The 16,213-nt window shown below is 70.6% G+C and carries 20 protein-coding genes; 5 read left to right on the top strand and 15 right to left on the bottom strand.

Annotated features, from left to right (window positions below; translation table 11 throughout):
• Nucleotides 1-3: 3 nt before the first annotated feature.
• On the bottom strand, nucleotides 4-462 hold the full coding sequence (locus tag ACFVGW_RS27950; RefSeq protein WP_385853888.1) for a group II truncated hemoglobin: 459 nt from the start codon (nucleotides 460-462) through the stop codon (nucleotides 4-6).
• Between the two features lie 135 nt (nucleotides 463-597).
• A complete protein-coding gene (gene snpA, locus ACFVGW_RS27945; protein WP_383228454.1) occupies nucleotides 598-1,251 on the bottom strand; it encodes a snapalysin in 654 nt (217 codons plus the stop codon).
• 239 nt (nucleotides 1,252-1,490) lie between these two features.
• On the opposite strand from snpA, the gene ACFVGW_RS27940 reads away from it, so the two are divergent.
• Together ACFVGW_RS27940 and ACFVGW_RS27935 are read left to right on the top strand one after the other, a co-directional pair.
• Entirely contained in the window at nucleotides 1,491-2,447 is a 957-nt protein-coding gene (locus tag ACFVGW_RS27940; protein WP_352187007.1) for a LysR family transcriptional regulator, read from the top strand.
• A complete protein-coding gene (locus ACFVGW_RS27935; protein ID WP_385853887.1) occupies nucleotides 2,444-2,971 on the top strand; it encodes a GNAT family N-acetyltransferase in 528 nt (175 codons plus the stop codon). Before ACFVGW_RS27940 ends, ACFVGW_RS27935 begins: the two co-directional genes overlap by 4 nt.
• Before the next feature lie 88 nt (nucleotides 2,972-3,059).
• Here the strand turns inward: ACFVGW_RS27935 and ACFVGW_RS27930 are convergent, their stop codons facing one another.
• Nucleotides 3,060-3,275 carry a DUF6243 family protein gene (locus ACFVGW_RS27930; RefSeq protein WP_385853886.1) on the bottom strand — a complete coding sequence of 72 codons (216 nt, stop codon included), beginning with the start codon at nucleotides 3,273-3,275 and terminating at the stop codon, nucleotides 3,060-3,062.
• 669 nt (nucleotides 3,276-3,944) lie between these two features.
• Between ACFVGW_RS27930 and ACFVGW_RS27925 the strand changes: the two genes are divergently transcribed.
• Nucleotides 3,945-4,172, top strand: a complete 228-nt coding sequence (locus ACFVGW_RS27925) for a helix-turn-helix transcriptional regulator (protein ID WP_385853885.1) — start codon at nucleotides 3,945-3,947, stop codon at nucleotides 4,170-4,172.
• 287 nt (nucleotides 4,173-4,459) lie between these two features.
• On the opposite strand, the gene ACFVGW_RS27920 is transcribed toward ACFVGW_RS27925, so the two are convergent.
• Complete coding sequence (locus tag ACFVGW_RS27920; protein WP_385853884.1) at nucleotides 4,460-5,002, bottom strand: glycine-rich domain-containing protein; 543 nt, start codon at nucleotides 5,000-5,002, stop codon at nucleotides 4,460-4,462.
• A 136-nt stretch (nucleotides 5,003-5,138) separates the two neighbouring features.
• Nucleotides 5,139-5,612 (bottom strand): hypothetical protein, encoded by a 474-nt coding sequence (locus ACFVGW_RS27915; protein WP_385853883.1) that lies wholly within the window; start codon nucleotides 5,610-5,612, stop codon nucleotides 5,139-5,141.
• Between the two features lie 173 nt (nucleotides 5,613-5,785).
• On the opposite strand from ACFVGW_RS27915, the gene ACFVGW_RS27910 reads away from it, so the two are divergent.
• Together ACFVGW_RS27910 and ACFVGW_RS27905 are read left to right on the top strand one after the other, a co-directional pair.
• A complete protein-coding gene (locus tag ACFVGW_RS27910; protein WP_385853882.1) occupies nucleotides 5,786-7,030 on the top strand; it encodes a Twin-arginine translocation pathway signal in 1,245 nt (414 codons plus the stop codon).
• A gap of 2 nt (nucleotides 7,031-7,032) precedes the next feature.
• Entirely contained in the window at nucleotides 7,033-7,347 is a 315-nt protein-coding gene (locus ACFVGW_RS27905) for a 4a-hydroxytetrahydrobiopterin dehydratase (protein WP_385853881.1), read from the top strand.
• 63 nt (nucleotides 7,348-7,410) lie between these two features.
• Here the strand turns inward: ACFVGW_RS27905 and ACFVGW_RS27900 are convergent, their stop codons facing one another.
• The 10 genes from ACFVGW_RS27900 to ACFVGW_RS27855 all read right to left on the bottom strand — a co-directional run bounded on the left by ACFVGW_RS27900 (nucleotide 7,411) and on the right by ACFVGW_RS27855 (nucleotide 16,208).
• The gene (locus ACFVGW_RS27900; RefSeq protein ID WP_383292418.1) at nucleotides 7,411-8,070 is read right to left on the bottom strand and encodes a collagen-like protein; all 660 of its coding nucleotides are present in this window, start codon (nucleotides 8,068-8,070) and stop codon (nucleotides 7,411-7,413) included.
• Nucleotides 8,067-8,399 carry a hypothetical protein gene (locus ACFVGW_RS27895; RefSeq protein ID WP_383292415.1) on the bottom strand — a complete coding sequence of 111 codons (333 nt, stop codon included), beginning with the start codon at nucleotides 8,397-8,399 and terminating at the stop codon, nucleotides 8,067-8,069. The genes ACFVGW_RS27900 and ACFVGW_RS27895 overlap by 4 nt, the downstream gene beginning before the upstream one ends.
• A gap of 34 nt (nucleotides 8,400-8,433) precedes the next feature.
• Nucleotides 8,434-8,676 carry a hypothetical protein gene (locus tag ACFVGW_RS27890; protein WP_383292413.1) on the bottom strand — a complete coding sequence of 81 codons (243 nt, stop codon included), beginning with the start codon at nucleotides 8,674-8,676 and terminating at the stop codon, nucleotides 8,434-8,436.
• Between the two features lie 14 nt (nucleotides 8,677-8,690).
• The gene (locus tag ACFVGW_RS27885; RefSeq protein ID WP_385853880.1) at nucleotides 8,691-9,509 is read right to left on the bottom strand and encodes an N-acetylmuramoyl-L-alanine amidase; all 819 of its coding nucleotides are present in this window, start codon (nucleotides 9,507-9,509) and stop codon (nucleotides 8,691-8,693) included.
• A 63-nt stretch (nucleotides 9,510-9,572) separates the two neighbouring features.
• Nucleotides 9,573-10,076, bottom strand: coding sequence for a hypothetical protein (locus ACFVGW_RS27880; protein ID WP_385853879.1), 504 nt, complete (start codon nucleotides 10,074-10,076; stop codon nucleotides 9,573-9,575).
• A 3-nt stretch (nucleotides 10,077-10,079) separates the two neighbouring features.
• The gene (locus ACFVGW_RS27875) at nucleotides 10,080-10,523 is read right to left on the bottom strand and encodes a hypothetical protein (RefSeq protein WP_385853878.1); all 444 of its coding nucleotides are present in this window, start codon (nucleotides 10,521-10,523) and stop codon (nucleotides 10,080-10,082) included.
• Between the two features lie 11 nt (nucleotides 10,524-10,534).
• Nucleotides 10,535-12,892: a hypothetical protein gene (locus ACFVGW_RS27870; protein ID WP_385853877.1), complete on the bottom strand. Its 2,358-nt coding sequence runs from the start codon at nucleotides 12,890-12,892 to the stop codon at nucleotides 10,535-10,537.
• A 13-nt stretch (nucleotides 12,893-12,905) separates the two neighbouring features.
• Nucleotides 12,906-15,101 carry a hypothetical protein gene (locus tag ACFVGW_RS27865; protein ID WP_385853876.1) on the bottom strand — a complete coding sequence of 732 codons (2,196 nt, stop codon included), beginning with the start codon at nucleotides 15,099-15,101 and terminating at the stop codon, nucleotides 12,906-12,908.
• A 135-nt stretch (nucleotides 15,102-15,236) separates the two neighbouring features.
• On the bottom strand, nucleotides 15,237-15,677 hold the full coding sequence (locus ACFVGW_RS27860; RefSeq protein ID WP_385853875.1) for a hypothetical protein: 441 nt from the start codon (nucleotides 15,675-15,677) through the stop codon (nucleotides 15,237-15,239).
• 9 nt (nucleotides 15,678-15,686) lie between these two features.
• Nucleotides 15,687-16,208: a hypothetical protein gene (locus tag ACFVGW_RS27855; protein WP_383292394.1), complete on the bottom strand. Its 522-nt coding sequence runs from the start codon at nucleotides 16,206-16,208 to the stop codon at nucleotides 15,687-15,689.
• Between the last annotated feature and the right edge of the window lie 5 nt (nucleotides 16,209-16,213).

Here is a 16,213-nt window from a genome sequence, read left to right as displayed (position 1 = left end):
TGGTCAGGCGAGGCCGTCCCAGCCCCAGCGCGGGGTGGGGCCGGGTTCGCCGAGATCCGTGCCCGGCGCCGAGGCCGAGACGTCCTTGGCGATCCGCGTCCCCCAGTCGAAGTACTCCACCACCCGGCGCCGCAGCAGTTCGTCGTCCGGCAGCTCCTTCTCCACGGCCGCCGTCATCAACTCCATCCAACGCAGCCGCTGTTCCTCCGTGATGCCCAGACCGAGATGGGCCCGGAGCAGGGCCTGATGCCCTCCGAGGTCCGCCGTGAACCCGGCGGGCCCCGAGAAGACCTCCGCCAGCCATACGGCGACGTGCTCGACGTGTGCGGCGGTGAAGTCGGCGAAGACGGGTGCGAGGAGGGGGTCGGCCAGCACTGCTTCGTAGAAGGTCTCGGAGAGCCGGCGCAGCGCGTCGGCACCGCCCACGGCCTCGTACAGGGTGTTCGTGTGCTCGGCGGTCATCAAACGCCTCCGGATCCGGGATGTGTGCTCCCAGCCTTCACGCAACACACCCCGGATCCAAGGATGTTCGCTCTCGGCGGGGCGAACGGCGGCCGCTGCCGTCCGCCCCGCCGGGACGCGGCTCGGGGCAGGCGGTCAGAACCCCTTGAAGGCCGTGGCGAGGCCGTTGCGCCAGAGCTGGTCGACGCGCGACCGCTCCTGTGCGTTGGGCTGGGCGTTCTGGCAGGAGGTGCCGGGGCCGCCGCCGGACATCAGCTCGCTGCACGGGCCCGAGTAGTGGTCGGGGAGGCCGAGGACGTGCCCGGTCTCGTGGGCGGTGACGCGGGTGGAGTTGTACTGCTGGTTCTGCCGGTAGTCGAGGAAGATGTACCCGTTGCCGTGGCCGTCGGTGCTGGCGTACGAGCCGCGCGAGTCATTGCCCTCGTAGTAGCGGAAGTCCGGGTTGCTGCCCTCCACCAGCCGCACGTTGACCACGGAGCTGTTCCATATCTGGGTGCTCCGGGAGATCTGCGTACGGAAGCTGGGGGCGTTGGAGGCGCTGTACACGACGGTGACGGCGGCGGCGCCGGGGTTGGCGGCCCGCTTCTTCGCCACGGACTTCATCACGGCCTCGTGGAAGGCCTTGGTCGCCCTGGCGTCCTCGGCGGACCCTTCGTAGGCGGCGAATCCGGTGGGCGCGGCGCCGGATTCGACGGCTGCGGCGGAGGCGGTGGGGACGCCCAGCGCGGCGGCGAGTCCGAGACCGAGGGTGGCGGCGAGCGAGGTGGTGAGGACCTTGGGGTGTCTCATGGGGGGTGGCTCCTCCTGGTCGGTTGGGGAGAGTGTCGGGGGAGCCGGGGCGGGTGCGGATGATGGCAGCAGGCGATAGCGCGAACACATCACGCCGCCGGGGGCGGGGAGGTCGGTGCCGGGTTCGTCCTCTCCTCCCGTTCATTCCTCTTCGGTTCATCCAACTCCCTCCGATTTCACGCCAATTGGAGGGATGAGGGTGTCTGGTGCGGCGCAGGGTGCCGCCCTACCCTCGGGGCATGGAGCTGGAGGTGAGACATCTGCGCGTACTCTGCGCCATTGCCGAGACGGGCAGCCTGCACAAGGCGGCACGGCAACTGGGCATGAGCCAGCCCTCGTTGACGACACAATTGCGCCGGATCGAGAACTCCCTGGGCGCGGAGCTCTTCGCGCGCGGGCGCACCGGATGCCGTCCCACGCCGCTCGGCCGGTCGGTGCTCAGCAGGGCCCGCCCGCTGGTCGACCAGATGGCCACGCTGATCACCGAGGCCAGGGCCGCGGCGGCGCGCACCGACGGGCCGCTCCTGCGGGTCGGGTCGACGGCGAGCAGGGCACTCCCGGGGTGGCTGCGCCGGCTGCGCCAGGGCCTCGCGGGCACGGACATCGCGCTGCACATGGACGTGTCCGCCAACGCGCTGCTGCGGTCGGTCGCGGCAGGCCAGTTGGACGTCGCCTTCGTCCACGAGGTCGAGGGCTGTCCGCTGCGGGTGCCGGACGGCCTGCTGGCCCGGGTCCTGGTCGAACGGGAGCCGCAGTTCGTCGCGCTGGCCCGCGATCACCCGGCCGCCGCGCTGCCGGTGGTGGAGCTGGCCGATCTGGCGGCGGACCGCTGGATGGTCGACCCGACGGTGGACGGCGAGTGGGACGGGCTTCGGCGGGTCCTGAGCGAGGCCGGCATCGACCCGCCGCTGCTCCACGGCGACTACCACACGGCGGCCTCCCTGATCGCCCTCGGCGAGGCGGTGGCGCCCTGTCAACCGACATCGTTGCCACGCGAGGACATGGCGATCCGCCCCCTGCGTGACGACCCCCTGGCGGTACGCCTCCTCCTCTACGCCCGCGAGGAAGCCCTCCTGGAGCCCCTGTACGCGGACCTCGCGGAGGCCTACCGCGAGGCGGCCCTCCGCGTGGCTCCGTACCGCCGGTGGCTCCGCCACCACGGAATGTCGGTGGGGGCGGGCATGATGACGGCATGACGGACCGCGCAGACACCTCGCCCGAACCGGCCCACCCCGGGGGGAGGCCGCGGCCGACCGCCGCCCGCGTACGGCACGCACGGCCCGAGGACCTCGACCGGGTCGCCGAACTGGCGGCGGACCACGCCGCGTACGAGAAGGCCGCTCCGCCCGCCCCGGGCCTGGCGGACCGCCTCGCCCGCCTTCTCTTCGGGCCGGAACCTCCCCGTCTGCGCTGCCTGGTGGCCGAACTCCCGGACGGCCGCCTGGCCGGCTATGCCACGTGCGCCCCGGAGCTCTCCACCTGGGACGGCGCCGAGTACCTCCACATGGACTGCCTCTACCTCGCACCGACGGAACGCGGCCTGGGCCTCGGCCCGCTGTTCATGTCGGCCCTGCGCGCGGAGGCGGAGGCCCTCGGCCTGCCGGAGATCCAGTGGCAGACCCCGACCTGGAACGAGGGCGCGATCCGCTTCTACGACCGCCTGGGCGCCACGTCGAAGCCGAAACTCCGCTACACCCTCCCGACGGCGCCGCTGCGCTGATCGTCCTGGCGTCCCGTAGGGCCCGACGAGGGCCGTACACGCCGAAGGGGCCTGACCGGACATTCCGGTCAGGCCCCTTCGGCGTGCGTCAGCTCTGGGCGGGTTCGTCGCTCGCCTGCCCGGCGCCCTGAGTTCCGCCGGTCTTCTCGCGCATCTTGCGTACCAGCTCCGCCTTCTTGTCCGCCGCATTCCGGCGGTCGAGGTTGCGGTGCGGACCGTTGTTCTGCCGTTCGGCGCGGGACAGCTTCTTGCGCTGGCCGCCGCCCTGGCCCACGGGGTTGTTGATGTTCTTGCTGTCGGTCACGGGTTCTCCCGGTCATGAGGTGAAGTGATCTACGGATCCATCGGTGGGGGACGGGCGGCGACGTCGAAGACGTCAGCCGAGGCCCGTCACGCGCTCACCCGGAAATCGGCGTCTGGAAGAACATGACAACGACGGTACCCGGTTCGGTCGGCGCCGCGCGCCGGCCATGTCGCCGTCCGGCATCGATCGGAGGAGGGGGGAGGTCGCGCACGCGCCCCGTGGCCGGGCGGAAAAGACCGCACCCGGTCCGCTCTGGACGCCGTGTGCGGCGGCCTGCGGACCGGGTGCGGACAGGTAGGCGATGCGACCCGCGAAAGTGCAGGTCAGGCCGCCTGGAGGAAGATCAGGCCTTCTTCGTCTCCCAGAAGATGCGGTCGCTTGATGGGGTTGATAGGCGCCGCTGGTCGCGACCTGCGGGTATGCCTCTGACCTGCAGTTTAGTGGTGTGCCTATCTTGCAGTATCTAGCAGGAAGTAGCAGCGTCGCGTATCTACTCTCCATGATCATCTCCCATGGATTCTCCCACCCCTCCCATTCGCCCATGAGAAAGACCGCCCACCCGCCGGGGGTGCTCGGCAGGTGGGCGGCCGCTTGAGGGGGTTGACCAAGATCGAATAAAGCGTCACTGGTGACGCTGACATGGGATCATGCAGCTCAGAGCGTTGTCGAGTGCACGAACAACCGGGCTGGGTCCACGACAGGCGACGCGCTCTCGGCCGCCGCATCCGCGACCTCCGCATGTACGCGGGCCACACCCAGGAAGCTTTCGTGGAGATGACCGATATCGACCGGCGTACCCTCCAGCGCATCGAGGCCGGCGAGAGCGACCCGCGATACGGTCACCTGCTCCGCATCGCCGACGCGCTGAGCATCCCGCTCGCAGACCTCGTGCGGTAGCCCCGGCCGGGGGACGGTCCGACCGGGGCCGTTCGAGGGGCTACCCGCGCGCGATGACGAACCCGCGGGTCGGCTGCTGCCGACCGACGGCGGCCACAGCGTCGAGCGTCGCCTCGGTGATGTCCCGCTGGTCGGCGGGGTCCACTACGCGCCAGTCACCCGCCGGGTTCCGAGGGTCCGCGGGCGTGAGGACTCCAGGGAGTCCGTATCGACGCATCGAGTCGTGCAGTGCAGAGACGTCGCGCGCGTCCATGGCGTGGTGTCCTTCCGTCGGCAGGCCGTCGAGCCTATTCCCCGCCGCCGCCATGGGTGGCGCAGTTGCCCGGGTTGATCGGACCGCAGCCCCCGGGTGCCCCGGTGTGGTTGCAGCTCGCAGCGACCGTGACGAGCGACTGCTTGGGCCCGCGCCAGAGCTCGGCGTCGGGCGTGTAGCCGGCCTGCTCGATCAGGGCCAGGGTGCGGGTGATGACGTCCGGGTCGTGGCGGGACTCGTCGGGGCGCTCGGGGTAGTGGTGGACGGTGCGGCCGAGGCGGCTGCAGAGGGTCGCGTACAGGTGCGTGTGGAGGATGAGGGCGTGCCAGCCCTCGTCGACCTCGCGGGTGGGGGCGATCCGCACGGTCGGGAAGAGCGCCGCGGCGTGGACGAACTTGAGGCCCTCGTCGACGATCCGGGCCGCCATCGAGGGGTCCATGCCGGGGTTGTTGTCCAGGACGGTGTGCATCACGCCGTTGAACGCGCTGTCGCTCAGTAACGCTCGGGCGCTGGGCGCGCCGCCGGGGTTGGCCGAGCAGGGCGGCGGTACGGGCTCGGGCTGGTTCTTGCAGGCCATGGGTTCCTCCTGATGGGGTGCCGATGGTGCAGGGGCCCGCCTCATGGGGGCGGGAGTCAGTGGGTGATGCCGACGGCCAGGACGGCGAGGATGCCGAGGACGACCAGGCAGTACACGGCCTGGCGCTGCCACTCGGTCACCCGGCGTCCGGGGCGAGCGGGGGCAGGTCAGGGCGGCCGATGAACGTAGCCACGGCTGACTGCTGCTGGGTGCGGCGCTCGCGGAGGGCGCGGATCATGTCCCGGGCTGTGAGCGCGAGCTGCCGGGTGTACGACCAGGTTCCGAGCGGCCCGTCCGCGGGCCCATCGGCCTTCAGCTTGGTCCAGGTCTCCAGAACGCCCGTGGCGCGCGCGTCGCGCTCGGTGGCGGGGATTCCCTCGATGCCACCGGACATGCCCTCGCAGCGGGACAGCAGCCGGTCGGTGAGGTCCGCGAGGGCGACGTTCCCGGGGTGGTGCCGCAGCGCGAGTGCCTCGGCGATGTCGTGTTCGGCAGCGGCCTCCGCCTGCTCCTCGAAGGCGTCGCACGCCTGGAGGAGGAGCCCGGCAAAGTGGACCTCAACTCCGGACGCGGGCTTGTCCGCTCTGTTGTGCTCGATCTGCTCGCGCATGGCTGCTCCGTCCGTCGTTGGAGGGGCAGATCCGCCAACCGCTGTACGCCCCTTCGCGTTCAAGTCGATGATGTGTGAGCACGGCAACGAGCAGATAGGCCATCGAGTGGCCACGCATGGCCACGTCGCGGCCACGGCCGAAACGGCGCGCGATGACACCACACACTGGCGGCATGAGCCGCAACGACGCCCTCCGAGCATCACGGCTCCGGCGAGGCTGGCGCACGGTCGAGCAGGCCGCCGCCGGGCTCACCGCCCACGGGCAGCAGCTCCTCGACGACGTCCACTTCACCGTGTCCCCGCGGACATGGCGACGCTGGGAGGGCGAGCGGCCGGGCTGGCCTCCGGAGGAGACCGCGATCGTCATACACGACGCGCTCGGCCGGTGGCCCGAGGACCTCGGATTCACCACACCCCCCGGCTGGATCCGGCCGGAGCACCACGAAGAGGCCGAAGTGAAACGACGTGCATTCGTCAGCGTGACCGCCGCCGCGCTCGTTCCCGGACCGACGTCCACGCAGCACGTCGACCCTGCCCTCATCGACTACTTCCAGCAGCAGCTGGAGGGGCACTACAGGGCCGACATGTTCCTTGGCCCCCACGACCTCATCGGCACCGTGTCCGCGCAGTACCAGCTCATTGACAAGCTGATCCGCTCCGCGAAGGGCGAGGTACGCCGCGGCCTCCTGCGGGTCGGCGCGGCGTACGCGGCGCTCGTCGGCTGGCTGTACCAGGACGCCGGCGACTTGGAGGCCGCGAGCTTCTGGCGCGGCGTGACCCAGGAGATCGCGATGCGCTCGCGGGACGCGCACCTGATCGGGTACAGCCTGGTGAATCAGGCGCAGGTGCGGACCGACCTCGGTGACGGGTGGGCGGTCATCGACCTGTGCGAGGCCGCGCTCGACGACGCCGATCGCCTCGCCCCGAAGGTGCGCGTGATGTCGCTCCAGCAGCAGGCGCACGGCGCCAGCCTCATCGGCGACCGCACAGCCGTCGACCAGCTCATCGACACCGCCGACGGACTCCTCGGCCGCGTCGACGACGACCTCCCCTGGGGCAACGCCTGCCGCAGGACTCCCGGGTACCTCGAAGTGCAGCGGGCCACCTGCTACGGGCGCCTCGGGCTCGGCGCGGAGGCCGGCGCCCTGTGGTCCCAGGTCCTCGACATCGTGCCCTCGACCGCCCGCCGGGACCGCGGGGTCTACATGGCCCGGCATGCCACGGCGGCCGCGGCCGCACGCGAGCCAGAGCAGGCGCTGGAGATCGCCCGCGCCGTGGCGGAGATCGCGGTGGAGACCCGCTCCGCCCGGATGCGGCGGGAGTTGGTCACCCTGGAGCGGGCCATGCGGCCGTGGCAGGATGCCCCGGTCGGGCGGGATCTCGCCGAGGTCCTCGCACCTGTGACCGAGGGGAGCTGACAATGGCCGTACCTGCGCCGCTGTCTGACGAGGAGATCACGAAGCGGCTTGCCGCGCTGCCAGGGTGGAAGCGTAAGGGCGACGAGATCACCCGCACCTATGAGATCCGGTACCACGCGGCGGTGGCAGCGATTGTGACGATCGCGGACCGCTCGCGCCGGGTCCAGCACCACGCCGACCTCGACCTGCGGATGGACCACCTGCGGGCGACCATCACCACCCACGACGCCGGCCACCGGCTGACCGAAGCGGACTTCGACCTCGCGCGCCGCATCGACACGATCGTGGCCGCGCACCAGGCGCTCCCGCTCGGCTGACCCCGGACACGACGAAGGCGCCCCCTGCCCGGCCCGAAGGCCAGACAGGGGGCGTCGCGTTGTTCACGGGTAGGTCCGGCGGGCCGGGTCCAGGCCGAGCAGGAGCGTACGGGTCTTCAGCGGGGCGGGCGCCGTGTCGCGGCGGCAGACGAGCGCGTCGGGGTCGTCCTTCGGGGGCTGGAGCGAGTATCCGTCTGGGCATGTCTGTCCGTTGGTGCCGTCGGCTCCGTCCCGGCCGTCGGTCCCATCGCGTCCTGCTGGGCCCTGCTCGCCCTGGGGCCCCGGTGGACCCGTTGCCCCAGCCGGGCCGGGCGGTCCTGTCACCGTGGCGCCCGGCTCGCCCTGTGCCCCTGGCGGTCCGGTAGCGCCCGGCTGCCCAGGCTCGCCCTGCTCGCCGGGTAGACCTGCCGGCCCGCTGGGGCCGGGGATGGGCACGGGAACGGTGGTGCGCTGCGGTAGGTCGGCCACCGCGCGGTCCGGGTCGGGCGCTGCAGGGGTGTCGCCGTTCGCCTCGATCTGTGCCCGCAGCACGCGCACGTCGCCCGCGAGGACCGTGAGTGCGTCGCCCCGTAGGTTCGCCTCGGCGATCGCCTGCTCACGCGCCTCGGTCTCGTGGGTGACCCGCAGCCACACGAGCACCACCGCGCCCGACAGGACGAGCAGGACCGCGGCTACGGCGAAGGACCGCCACCGCTGGGATAGAACGATGCGCGTGCGGGTCACGAGGGTTGCCCTCCCAGTTCGGTGATGCGCTCGCGAAGCCGCGTGTTCTCGGCTGTGAGTTCCATGATCTGCGCCTGGAGAGCGGCCTTGTCGGCCCGCTCTCCTGCGAGTTCGGCGTAGGCCGCAGCGAGGAGCCGCTCGTTCTCGGCGATCTTCGCGGAGGCCTTGTCTCGCTCCTCCTGGAGGTTGTCGACGAGCGTGGAGTAGCCGCCGAGGACGGCGCCGGACTGGTTCGCCCGGTTGGCGCCGCGCTGCCCGATGGCCGCCGCGGCGGCCGCCACGATCCCGACGGTGATGGATCCGACAGCGGCGAGAGTCGCAGCGTCCACGCGGTGACCTCCGGGGGTGCTGGTGCTGGTGGGGCTACTGGCGCGGCGGGAGGGTCAGCGTCGGCGGCTGGTCGGTGCGGAGGAAGCCGGGGAGCAGCCGCTGTACGCCGGGCAGGGCCATCACGCGGGCGAAGCCGCCCGCGACGGCCAGGGCGCCGGCGACCCACGGGAGCGCGGCCGGGATGCCGGAGGCGTCGACGATCGCGGGCAGGGCGACGGCCAGACCGAGAGCGGTCTGGAGGATGGTGCGGGCGGTGCGCTTCGCAGCGTCGGACATGGGCGGTTCTCCTGTCAGTTGGTGAGGCGGGCGGCGAGCTTGTCGGCGACGAGCTCGGCGATCCGCTCGGCGAGGGTGGGGTGGGCGGCGACCGCGGCCGCGAGCGCGTTGAGCTGCTCGGCGGTGAGCGCGGGCGCCTTCAGGGCGTCGAGCTTGGCGGCGACCTCGCGGGTCTCGTTGCGGGTCTGCAGCGCCAGGGTGTTGGTGTCGCGCAGGTGCCAGTACGCGTCGCGGGTCACGCCCTTGCCCGTGTACGCCCAGACGTCGACCGGGTCCATGTCGTCCTCCTCAGGGGGTGTGGTCTTGCCGGTCGCGCGGGCGACGATGCCCGGGAACACGACCTCCTTGAACTGCTTCACGCGGGCGTCGCCGGGGCAGTTGGTGCCGTCCTTCGCCCACTCGGCGTGGAGCCGGTGGTAGCCGTACCCCGGGGCGTCCCACTCGGGGCAGAGCCGCAGCGGGATGCCGTGCTGGTGGTGCAGCCAGGTGCCGAGCTCGATGAGCTGCTCAACCTGAGCAGCCGTCCACGGATCCGTGCCGCTGGTGTTGGACGCGGTCTCGATGGACACCGCCCCGGTACCGTCGGCTCGACGGTTCGCCAGGTAGTTGGCGTCCGCGCGGGTCTCCGTGCCGATGAACTGCCCGAGGTCGCCCTCGTACCCGAGGCCGAAGTGGGACTCCAGGTTGGTCGAGTCGCGCCAGTACTCATACGTCCGCTTCGCCGTCCACGGCGCGATGATCGAGTGGACGATGAACTGAGTCGGGCGGATGGCCGGCTGGTCATCCGACTCCGGCTGAAGCTCGTACCGGGTCGCGCCCGGGAACCAGGCCATGGGCCCTCCAGAGATGACGAAAGCCCCGGCCGGGCGGCGCGGGGCGTCAGGGGTGGGGCGGGGTCAGGCGATCTCGTAGGTGACCTCGCCGCTGATGTAGCGGCTGGAGACTGCGGTCCAGGTGACCGGCGCGGTGGGGGACCACTCGGTCGCGGCGAGGTGTGAGTAGATCCGCGCCAAGTTCGTGCCGCGGGCGACACCGACGACGCCGGCGTACCAGTCCGCGCCGTGCCCGCGCGCGTGCCCCAGATAGTTCAGGGTCGACGTACTGCCCGAAGGGTTCTTCGCCGTGTGCGGCATCCCCCACGAGTACGTGCCAGTGCCGAACGTGGTTGTCGTCCCGAAGGTGATCTCCCACAATGCGGTGCACGACTTCCCGATGTCCTTGTGCCAGCCCACGAGCGTGCCGTTGCCCAGGCTCGGTGCGGTCCCGGTGGAATTCCAGGTCGGAGTGAAGGCAACCCAGGGGGCGATCAAGTCGTTGAACTGGTCGCGGATCTCCTGGTTCTGAATGGCGGCGGTGACGACTTCGCCGACGACCCAGGTCCGCGGTGTGGCCAGAGCCATGGGTCAGACCTCCGGCGTCTCGGCGGCGGGCGGATCCGGGAGCGGCGGCGCGAGCACCCTGACGGGGTCGTCGGGGTGCCACCAGTTCCGCTCCGATACGGGGAGCAGCGCCATCTCTTGCTCGGCCGCCTCCGGCTCGTCGGGGAACTTGAGCTGCCACCAGCCGGTGCCGCACTCGACGCACCACATGCGCGGGTCGGTCGGGGTGACGACCTGGGCGGACATACAGGTGCAGTCGGCCACCCAGCGGCCGAAGTTGATCCGGGCGTAGAGGGGCTGGCCGAGGAGCAGCCCGCTGGCGGTGATAGTGATGCGTCGCTGCTGTACTTCCTCGTACCAGCGGACCGCGCGCATCGCGGGAGGGACGAGGTCCCAGGCGTTGGCGGGCAGGCGGGGCGGCGGCTGGTAGAAGTCCTCGGCCCTGGCGACCGGGCGGGGCTCGGGCATGCGGGGTCCTCTCAGTAAGCCAGACGGGTGGACGTGCCCAGGACGCTGTACACGGGATCGTCGAGGACCCACACGGCGTCGATGTCGGAGCGGGACACCCGGAAGTTGAGGGCGTGGCCGCCTTCGGTGATCTGCTCGACGTAGCCCTCGACCGTGACCGTGGCCGTGGCGGCGGGCGCCTGGGTGGGAAGGTCGGTCACCTCGATGACGCTGGAGATGTCGGCGTCGAGGAGGGCCCGGAAGGTTGCGGTCGGGAGGGTCGCCGCGTCGACGGGAAGCTGCCGCATCTCCGGCATGGGGTCGGCGTACCGGACGATCTCCCACGTGGCCGCGTCAACGACCGCCTCGTCAGTCGTCTTGAGCACGTCGAGCTGCTGCTCGTAGGTGCCGTAAGCGGCGATCGATTCGGCGGACTGGATCCGCTGCTCGGCGCCGCCCGGCCGCGACGCCCTGATGAGGTTGACCAACTTCTGGTCGTCGTCGGAGAACTCCACGCCGTTCGTTTCCAGGTCGGCGTATTCGATGCTGGCGGTGATGGTCGGGTTGTAGCGGACGCTCCTGCTCTGGAACACCAGCTGGGCGCTGGCCCGGTCGGCGAACAGCTTCCCGCCCTCGGTGCGCTCGACGTCCCGCATGTGCGAGAGCGGCGAGGATCCCAGCTCACCCTGCGAGGCGACGGGACTGTAGGTGCCCGCCGAAATGACGCTCGCGATCTTGGCGTAGGACGCGAGGCGGACCATGCGGGTCCAGGAGTCCTCGCCCGCGTGCCCCGTCATGCCCGCCTCGTAGTGGTCGACGATGTCCGCCACGTCGGGATGGCTGGTGTTGACGACGTAGGCGGCGACATGGCTGATGGCGCCGGACCACAGGTCGGTGCCGGTGCTGGTGGCGCCGACGGTGAGGACGAGCATGTCCTGCCAGGTGCTGGTGGGAACGACGTACTGGACGCCATCCACGTACACGTCCTGCCCGAGCTCGTCCCACACCACGTGGTGTACGGCGCCGTCGGCGAGGTTCGCCGTGGCGATGGTGTGCGCGGTGGGCCCGACCGGGTAGAACTCGGTGATCTTGAGCTTCCCGGTTCCGGTCTCCAGGTAGAAGTAGATCCCGCTGTCGAACGCGGTTGCGGCGCCGGCCGACAGGGTCAGGATGACGCGGCCCGTCGTCGTGGTGGAGAACCAGAACTCGACGAGCAGGGTGCCCGGAATTGGGGAGCCGGTTGACCCGCTGGAGGTGAGCAGCGGATCGATGAAGCACCGCAAGTACTTGCCCTGCGTCGACGATGCCGGGGTGAACACGGGGGTCGACAGGCCGTCGGACGGCGGGCCGATCCCCTGGCCGAACGTGAGCGTGCCACCCGTTCCGGCCTGCACGATCGCGAGCGAGGGCCGTGCGTAGCCGGACTGGTCGCCAGCGGTCGTGCTGGACTCCGGTTCGGAGAGCGGGTAGTAGAGCTGTGCCTCGTCGCTCTGCACTTCCTCGACGAGCATCGGCCCCAGCGCGGGCCGACGACCGGGCCACTTCAGCATGTCCGACGCCGTGACGCTCGCGGTCGAGTGCAGCCCTTCCCAGCCCATCGGCCAGGACGTGACCATGCCGTAGAACCTGGCGTGATGCGTGGCTGGCGTCGACGACCAGGCGGTGGCCGACGAGCCCTCCTCGACCTGCGCCTCGTCCATCCAGCAGAAGTCACCGACCGTGGGGGAGGTGGTGTTGGTGGTGATCCGCAGAATGTGCGAGGCGGCGGTCGGCGTCCACGTGACGGTGATCCGCTGCCACTGGTTGGTGAGCGACGACGCGGTGCCGACGGTGGTCCCGTCGATGTCGAGACGGACGGCCGGGTCGCCAGTAGGTACCCAGACGTACACGGAAGCGGTGTAGGGCCGGCCGATCAGCAGCCCGTACAGCGGGCACTGCACCACGCCGCCGGTCCCGGAGTTGTCCCATCCGATCCTGAACGCGTAGGTCCCCGACTTCACGTGCGTGGTGTCGATGGCTGCCGGGTCCGGTACGGGCCCGCCCTCGTCCAGGGCGGACCACCCGGTGTCCGGCACCTCGAAACCGGGCTCGGGCAGGTAGTTCTTCCCGCCGAGGACGGTGGTGAAGACCCGGAGCGGACAGTTGCGCTTGACGTTCGGGTAGTACGGCGAGGCCGAGTTGCCCGGTGTGACCGCGCCGTCCTGGTTATCCAGCTCCAGGCTCAACGTGCCGGTCTGTGTCTCTGACTTCTCGTCCTCGGCGCCCCGCGTGATCCGGGGGCCCTCGGTGCTGGACAGCGCCACCCGTGCGGTGATGTCCGTCCACTCGATGTCGTCCGCGGTCACCGCGTACCCGAACCCGGCCTGCACTGTGAGGTGCGTCGCCGTCATAGGGCCCCCTTCATCAGTTGCCGCTGGTTCGCTGCAGTTTCAGCAGCACCCGCTCCACGGACTTCGCTGTGCCCACGGGGTCGATGGCCCCCTGAACGGTGATGTAGTTGTTGGTCATGGACATGCGGCCGGAGGGGCTGGCTGCGAGTCCGGGTGCCGCACGTCTGGGGGCGGCGGCGGTGGACGTGGCCAGCGCTGCGGTCTCCAGGCGGCCCGAGTTGAGGGCGTCCATCAGGCCCATGCCGTACTTGGCGACGGATGACGCGCGGATGACGTACTCGCCGTCGGAGAGCCACATCGGGATGCTGTCCGACGTCGCTGTACCCGGGCCCGACACGGGGCCGCCTGTGGCCCGCTCACGGCCGCCGGAACCCTTCGGGTGCCCGACCGTGCCGTGCTTCGTGATGAACACCGTCTTCACGTAGGTGGTCGACGTCTTCCCGTCGAGGCGGTCCATCTCCCGCTTCGCCTGCGCGATCTTCGCCTGCAGGTCCTTGATGTCGGCCGTCAGCTTCGCGCGCTTCCCCGGCGGGAGGTTCTTGTCGGACAGCTTCGCCTTCGCTGTGGCGATCTGCTGGTTCCAGTTGTCGATGTTCAGCCGCAGCTTGTTCTGCTGCAGCCTGGGCAGCGTCGCCTGGGCGAAGTCGCGGGTCTTCTGCTCAGCCGTCTGCAGGCCGCGCACGAAGGTGTCCTTGAACTTGCCGAACTCCCGCTCGGCGCCGCGCAGCTTGTCGCCGATGCCGGGCACCCAGCCGAACGCCTTCACCGCGCCCGACACGATGACGCCCAGCGCGACGAGGACACCCGTCGACATGACGCGGAACATGCCGACCACCTTCGGCAGGTACTCCAGCGCCGTCGAGACCATGTCGATGACGACGTTCGCAAAGATCCGGGCCCCCTCCTGGATCGCGCCCTTGTTCCGCTCGATCGCCTCCGACAGACGCTGGAACGGGCCGCGCATCTTGTCGACCTCGATCCCCGCGGGGATGAGCGCGGTGAAGATGGCCTTGCCCAGTTCCTTGATGGTCGGGCCGATGATGACCATCAGCTGGTGCATCGCCTTGAACCCGAACCCGACGTCCTTCAGGATCGGCCGGAGGGCGGTCAGGGCCTTCGTCGCGCCGTCGAGGAAGCCGGCGCCGAACGCCCCCTGGAAGCGAAACAGCTCGCCGAACAGCGACCCGAACGCGTTGGCGACCGCGCCAGAGAACCGGCCGATGGCGGGCAGCAGTTCGTTGATTCCGTCGAACAGGCCGTCGAGGAAGGCAGCGCTGCCCTTGACGCCGGTCTTCAGGCCCTCGAACATCCCGGGCAGTCCCTTGGCCAGCAGGCCGCTGATGCCGTCGGAGAACGCCTTCAGGGTCGGCCCGGACGCGGCGCCGAAGTCGAGCAGGGATCGGATAAACGGGCCCATGGATTTCGTCAGGTCCCGCACGAAGACGTTGCCCAGCTTCAGGGTGGCGGCGAAGTCCTTCTGGAACCCAGAGTCCTTCATCATCCGGCCGGCGCCGCGCGCCGCATCGCCGAAGCCCTTGCCCATCTCGGTCATGGCCTTGCCGAGGATGGTGACAGCGGGCTTGGCGTCCTTCAGAGCCTGGGTGAAGCCGGGCAGCATCGCCTTCTGGATCTGAGGGGCGAGCGCGGTGAACTGCCCCTTCATGCCCACGAGGGCCTTCGTGAACGCCCTGGCTTCCGGGCTGAGCTTCTTCAGGGCCTCGGCGTACTTCTTCTTGTCGCCGCCCGCCAGGGCGGCCGCCTCGCCGACCCCCTTGAAGCCGAGCGCCAGAGTTCCGGCGGCGACGCCGACACCGGCCATCATCGGCACCAGCGCGCCGAGGGCTGGGAGCAGGGACAGGACCACGACCGCGGCGATCGCCCCGAGTGCGCCGGACATGCCCGCACCGCCGGTGCCGCCGAGCTTGGACGTGGCGCCCGCCGCGGAGGACGCCACGTTCTGCAGGATCGGTGACAGGCCGGCGGTCTCGCCGCCCATGAGCCGGGCAGCGTCGCTCGTGGAGACGAATCGGCCGTTGAGGTCCCGCAGCCGCCCGCTGGCATCCCGGGTGAACCGCTGAACGCTCTCGTCACCGCGGGTCATCGACTCGTCGATGCGCTGGCCCAGCCGCTCGGCGGAGTCGCCCGCGTTGTTCAGGACACGGGTGAGGTTGTCCCGGCCGTCGAGAGTGAAGCTCAGCCGCTCAGCCATCCGCGCTCGCCTCCTTCCTCGCTTGGGCCTGGTGCTCGTCGATCCAGGCGGTGAGGACCTCGAACCGCTCGACGGTCAGGTTGTCGACGTCCTCGGCGGTGTAGTGCAGGAGGTGGCCGAACAGGCCGAGGTAGGTCAGGACCCGGTCTTCGAGGTCCTGCTCTTCGCCGGCTCTTTTGGGCCGGCGCCACGGAAGTCGGCGATGAACTTCTCCGCCTCGTCCGGGTCGGCCGCGTTGCGTGCCAGGTCCCGGTAGGCCCCGTCGATGTCGTCCTCGCTGCCGCCGGCCTTGCCGATCTCCGTGCAGTAGTCGGCGACTTCCCGGGCATCGAACCGGGACGTCAGTTCGTCGACCTGGGGGTCGAACTCGCCGAACCTGAGGGCGGGCTGCTCGCGCTTGAGCAGCGCCCAGACGACGGCCCGCATGGTCTCCGGCTCGTCGTTGAGGACACCCCGCTTGACCTGGGCCCAGGGCATGTCGGTGGTGCGGCACACGATCTGCGCCTCGGACGTCTTCAGCTTGCGCATGTCGAACCGCTGCGGCTCGCCGCCGTCCGGGGTGTACATGATGATCAACGGGTTCTCCTAGGTGATCTGGCGGCGGACGTCCTCGAGGACGCGGGCGACCTCGGCCCGCATGCGCGGCATGTGGCCACGGGTGGTGCTCTCCCACCACAGGGGGGTGGTGCGGTTGTTCGCCCAGCGGCGGCGGTTGCCGTAGACGGGGTGGCGGATCCTGCCGCTGGAGTTGTTCATCGCGGCCGGCATCCCCTGCAGGTCGGACGGGAGCGCGCTCTTGTCGATCCAGACCCGGGCGCCGGGGGTGCCCGTGGTGCGGACCGAGAGGCGGACCGCGCCGGCGATCGTGGCCCGCAGCGGCCGGGTGGTGGGCGAGGGGCCGCCGCCGCGGCTGCCGGAGCGCCGGGGCTCTGCCGTGATCGGCAGATTCCGGATCGTCTGCTCCATGTCGCTCTTCAGCGGCTCGGCCGCGCGGCGGATCCGGCGGGTCATGTTCTGCCGGAGCCGGGGCCCGCCGGCGGCGCGCAGGGCACGGGACAACTCCAGGAGCTGCCCCGTGCCGGTGATCTGTACGGAGCCGAGCGGCACGGGGT

Source organism: Streptomyces sp. NPDC127129, assembly GCF_042671585.1.
Taxonomy (GTDB): domain Bacteria; phylum Actinomycetota; class Actinomycetes; order Streptomycetales; family Streptomycetaceae; genus Streptomyces.
The sequence above is the reverse complement of the archived record's forward strand: the minus strand, read 5'-3'. Positions and strand labels throughout refer to the sequence as shown.

Bases quoted from the DNA above. Each gene is read 5' to 3' on its own strand.
- ACFVGW_RS27950 (WP_385853888.1), bottom strand. From the start codon at position 462: ATGACCGCCGAGCACACGAACACCCTGTACGAGGCCGTGGGCGGTGCC.
- snpA (WP_383228454.1), bottom strand. From the start codon at position 1,251: ATGAGACACCCCAAGGTCCTCACCACCTCGCTCGCCGCCACCCTCGGT.
- ACFVGW_RS27940 (WP_352187007.1), top strand. From the start codon at position 1,491: ATGGAGCTGGAGGTGAGACATCTGCGCGTACTCTGCGCCATTGCCGAG.
- ACFVGW_RS27935 (WP_385853887.1), top strand. From the start codon at position 2,444: ATGACGGACCGCGCAGACACCTCGCCCGAACCGGCCCACCCCGGGGGG.
- ACFVGW_RS27920 (WP_385853884.1), bottom strand. From the start codon at position 5,002: ATGGCCTGCAAGAACCAGCCCGAGCCCGTACCGCCGCCCTGCTCGGCC.
- ACFVGW_RS27915 (WP_385853883.1), bottom strand. From the start codon at position 5,612: ATGCGCGAGCAGATCGAGCACAACAGAGCGGACAAGCCCGCGTCCGGA.
- ACFVGW_RS27910 (WP_385853882.1), top strand. From the start codon at position 5,786: ATGAGCCGCAACGACGCCCTCCGAGCATCACGGCTCCGGCGAGGCTGG.
- ACFVGW_RS27905 (WP_385853881.1), top strand. From the start codon at position 7,033: ATGGCCGTACCTGCGCCGCTGTCTGACGAGGAGATCACGAAGCGGCTT.
- ACFVGW_RS27890 (WP_383292413.1), bottom strand. From the start codon at position 8,676: ATGTCCGACGCTGCGAAGCGCACCGCCCGCACCATCCTCCAGACCGCT.
- ACFVGW_RS27885 (WP_385853880.1), bottom strand. From the start codon at position 9,509: ATGGCCTGGTTCCCGGGCGCGACCCGGTACGAGCTTCAGCCGGAGTCG.
- ACFVGW_RS27880 (WP_385853879.1), bottom strand. From the start codon at position 10,076: ATGGCTCTGGCCACACCGCGGACCTGGGTCGTCGGCGAAGTCGTCACC.
- ACFVGW_RS27875 (WP_385853878.1), bottom strand. From the start codon at position 10,523: ATGCCCGAGCCCCGCCCGGTCGCCAGGGCCGAGGACTTCTACCAGCCG.
- ACFVGW_RS27870 (WP_385853877.1), bottom strand. From the start codon at position 12,892: ATGACGGCGACGCACCTCACAGTGCAGGCCGGGTTCGGGTACGCGGTG.
- ACFVGW_RS27865 (WP_385853876.1), bottom strand. From the start codon at position 15,101: ATGGCTGAGCGGCTGAGCTTCACTCTCGACGGCCGGGACAACCTCACC.